The sequence below is a fragment of the Streptomyces turgidiscabies Car8 genome, assembly GCF_000331005.1.
Taxonomy (GTDB): Bacteria; Actinomycetota; Actinomycetes; order Streptomycetales; family Streptomycetaceae; genus Streptomyces; species Streptomyces turgidiscabies.
The window spans coordinates 1-2,870 of record NZ_AEJB01000273.1 but is presented as its reverse complement, the minus strand read 5'-3'; the positions used below and the strand labels follow the sequence as shown (position 1 = coordinate 2,870).

Sequence of the window (2,870 nt, the reverse complement as noted above, 5' to 3'; positions counted from 1 at the left end):
ACAGCGCGGCGACGCCGGCCGCGCCCTCGCGCGCCACGGGGACGGTCTCGCGGCTGCCGTGACGACCAAGGACCCCCGCTCTGTCGCTCTGGCGCTCGAAGGCCTGGCAGGCGCACACTCCCTGGCCGGGGACCCGGGGCGGGCCGCACGCCTGCTCGGCACGGCGGCGGCGACCAGGGAGCGGGCCGGGGCCCCTCACCCCCCGGCGGAACAGGGTGACGTCGAGCGGATCTCCGCCCGCGTGCGCGCCACGATCGACGAGGACGCCTACGCCCGGGAGTTCGCTCTCGGCACCCTCAGGGGCCACGAGACCCAAGCCACGGCGGAATCGGCGCGCCCGGCCACACGGTGAGTCACCGCGCCCGGAAACCACAGGCCGGGAGCGCTTCGCGGCCGGTTCGTCCATGCAGGGCGCACTCACCCCGCACGGTCGGGGACGCGGGCATCAGGGCGGCAGGTCACAGCGCCCGCTGGTCCCTTCCGGGACAACTGACCACGGCGGATGAGGTGTGGCCGAGCCGATGGCGCGGCCTGCTCAGTCCTCGGCGCGCTGCCCTTGGGCGATTGGCCACGAGGTCGGCGTAGCGGATGACGGACCCGCCCGCGCCCCAGGTCCCGTCGGGCTGCTCGTGCACCAGCACCCACACCCGCGACGCGTCGGCCTCGGTGAGCCCCGCAGCCGAGAGCACGGTTGCCGTGGCGTCCCGCACCAGGCCGGCCTTCCCCTCCTCCGAGAGCGCGCCCCGAGGGACCGTCACGTCGATGAGGAAGCGGGGTGCGTCGTCCTCGGCGGTGGTCTGCGCTCCGGCGGGCAGTTCGACGAGGTAACTCCACAGCTGGGCCCGGAAGAACGGCGTGTCCGGCGCTCCCTCCGAGCGCAACAGGACCTCGGCCAGGTCGCGTTGGACGGTCTCGCGGCCCTTCTCACCGAGGGAGCCTGACGGGACGGTGAGCCGGATGATCGACATGACGCGGTCTCCTTGTCCGGCGCGCACCGGCGCAGGCACATGCGGACCGCCGGTCGCGAGATCGCATCGTCATAGGGGTGGGGCTTCTGCTCTCCCGGCCCCGCCCAGACCCGACCGGGACGACGCCGTTCGCGGCCGGATGCCCGGGCCGCCTGAACGGCGCGCGTGCAGGGTTCGTATCTTCGTACGGATCAGCAAACGCCTCCGGAAGGAACGTCAGCATGAGCAGCGCCTCGCTTCAGCCCGTATCGGGACCGGGTCGTCGTACGGTCATGGCGGCGGCCGGCGCGGCGGGGCTCGCCGTCGCACTGACCGCGTGCGGCTCGGAGGACGACTCGTCGGACTCCGCCACCGAGCAGGGCGCCGCCGCCGGCACCGCCCTCGCCAAGACCTCCGACATACCGGAGGGCGGCGGCAAGATCTTCAAGGACCAGGGCGTGGTGGTCACACAGCCGACGGCGGGCACCTACAAGGCGTTCTCGGCGAAGTGCACGCACGCCGGCTGCGCGGTGACGGGCATCACCAACGGCGTCATCACCTGCCCGTGCCACAACAGCGAGTTCTCGGTCGCGGACGGCAGCGTGAAGAAGGGCCCGGCGACCGAGGCGCTGGCCGCCGAGTCGATCAAGGTGTCCGGGGACTCCATCACACTCGCCTGACCGTCACCCTCGCCCGGCACCGCGGGGCCGCTTGAGACAGGCCAGCACCTCGTCGGTGGTCGCGACCGTGGCGACCAGCGCGAGGGTGTTGCGGATCATCGCGAGGGTGTAGTCGGAGGGCACCCCCGCGATGGCGTCCCTGGGCACGACGACGGTGTATCCACGGTTCACGGCGTCGAACACGGCGTTGGGAATCGCGACGTTGGCCGAGACACCGGTCACGATCAGTGTCCGGCAGCCCAGGTTGCGCAGCAGGGCGTCGACGTCGGTGCCGTGGATCGGCGACAGGCCGTGCAGCCGCCGTACGACGAAGTCCTCGTCGGCGACCTCGATCGGCGGGGCGACGCGTACCGCGGTGGTGCCCGAGAGCTGCTGGACGGGGAGCCGTTCGGCGGCACGGAACAGTCGGGCGTTGTGGTTGGCGCCCCGGCCGTCCGGACGCCGTTCGGCGATGGCGTGGATGACCTGGACACCGGTCCCGTGGGCGGCCTCGACCAGTCTGGCGACCTGGCCGAGCGCCCCCGACGACCGTGCCTCCCCGGCGAGTTCGGGCAGGGCGCTGTCCGGGCCGACGACGCCCTGCTGGCACTCGACGGTGAGCAGGACCGTGGTCACGGGGTCGAGGAGTTCGCTGAGCTGTTCGTACGACGGCATGGCGCTCCCTGGTCGCGGACCATCTGGACGGGCGGGGGAGACTAACGCCCACCGCGTACGGGCGGAAGACAGCCCGATCTACTTTTCTGACGCAAGAGGGGGATCACATGACCGTGGCTCAGCGCCGAGGCCGGAAGATCATGATGACGCCGGGCGAGCTGGACGAGTTCCTGACGACCCAGCGCACCTGCCGGGTCGCCACCGTGTCGGCCGACGGCGCGCCGCATGTGAGCACGCTGTGGTTCGCCTGGGACGGCATCTCCATGTGGCTGTACTCGGTGGTCCGCAGCAAGCGCTGGACCGACCTGACCCGCAACCCGAAGGTCGCGATCGTCGTCGACACGGGCGAGGAGTACGACGAACTGCGCGGCGTCGAGCTGTCAGGCACCGTCGAGTTCGTCGGCGAGTCGCCTCGCACCGGGGAACTGCGTGCCGAACTGGACGTCCCGGAAACGCTGTTCGCCCGCAAGAACTTCCGCCTGGACGAGATGCCCCACGACGGCAGACACGCGTGGATACGCCTGACCCCGGAAAAAACGATCTCCTGGGACTTCAGCAAACTGCCCCCGCAGTAGCGCCGACCTGTATT

At 71.4% G+C, this 2,870-nt stretch carries 3 protein-coding genes and 2 pseudogenes; 3 read left to right on the top strand and 2 right to left on the bottom strand.

Annotated elements, in window-relative coordinates:
• Nucleotides 1-352 (top strand): annotated as a pseudogene (locus tag STRTUCAR8_RS18010) (AfsR/SARP family transcriptional regulator); the annotation flags it as partial.
• Between the two features lie 183 nt (nt 353-535).
• Here STRTUCAR8_RS18010 and STRTUCAR8_RS18005 read toward each other — a convergent pair.
• A pseudogene (locus STRTUCAR8_RS18005) lies at nt 536-968 on the bottom strand (tautomerase family protein).
• 221 nt (nt 969-1,189) lie between these two features.
• Between STRTUCAR8_RS18005 and STRTUCAR8_RS18000 the strand changes: the two are divergent.
• On the top strand, nt 1,190-1,627 hold the full coding sequence (locus STRTUCAR8_RS18000) for a Rieske (2Fe-2S) protein (protein WP_006377250.1): 438 nt from the start codon (nt 1,190-1,192) through the stop codon (nt 1,625-1,627).
• 3 nt (nt 1,628-1,630) lie between these two features.
• Here STRTUCAR8_RS18000 and STRTUCAR8_RS17995 read toward each other — a convergent pair whose 3' ends face one another.
• Nucleotides 1,631-2,281 carry a cysteine hydrolase family protein gene (locus STRTUCAR8_RS17995; RefSeq protein ID WP_006377251.1) on the bottom strand — a complete coding sequence of 217 codons (651 nt, stop codon included), beginning with the start codon at nt 2,279-2,281 and terminating at the stop codon, nt 1,631-1,633.
• A gap of 107 nt (nt 2,282-2,388) precedes the next feature.
• Here STRTUCAR8_RS17995 and STRTUCAR8_RS17990 point away from each other — a divergent pair, with 107 nt between their 5' ends.
• A complete protein-coding gene (locus tag STRTUCAR8_RS17990; protein WP_006377249.1) occupies nt 2,389-2,856 on the top strand; it encodes a pyridoxamine 5'-phosphate oxidase family protein in 468 nt (155 codons plus the stop codon).
• The last annotated feature ends 14 nt before the right edge of the window (nt 2,857-2,870 follow it).

Excerpts from the sequence above, each read along its gene's own strand:
- STRTUCAR8_RS18000 (WP_006377250.1), top strand. The coding sequence starts at position 1,190 with ATGAGCAGCGCCTCGCTTCAGCCCGTATCGGGACCGGGTCGTCGTACG.
- STRTUCAR8_RS17995 (WP_006377251.1), bottom strand. The coding sequence starts at position 2,281 with ATGCCGTCGTACGAACAGCTCAGCGAACTCCTCGACCCCGTGACCACG.
- STRTUCAR8_RS17990 (WP_006377249.1), top strand. The coding sequence starts at position 2,389 with ATGACCGTGGCTCAGCGCCGAGGCCGGAAGATCATGATGACGCCGGGC.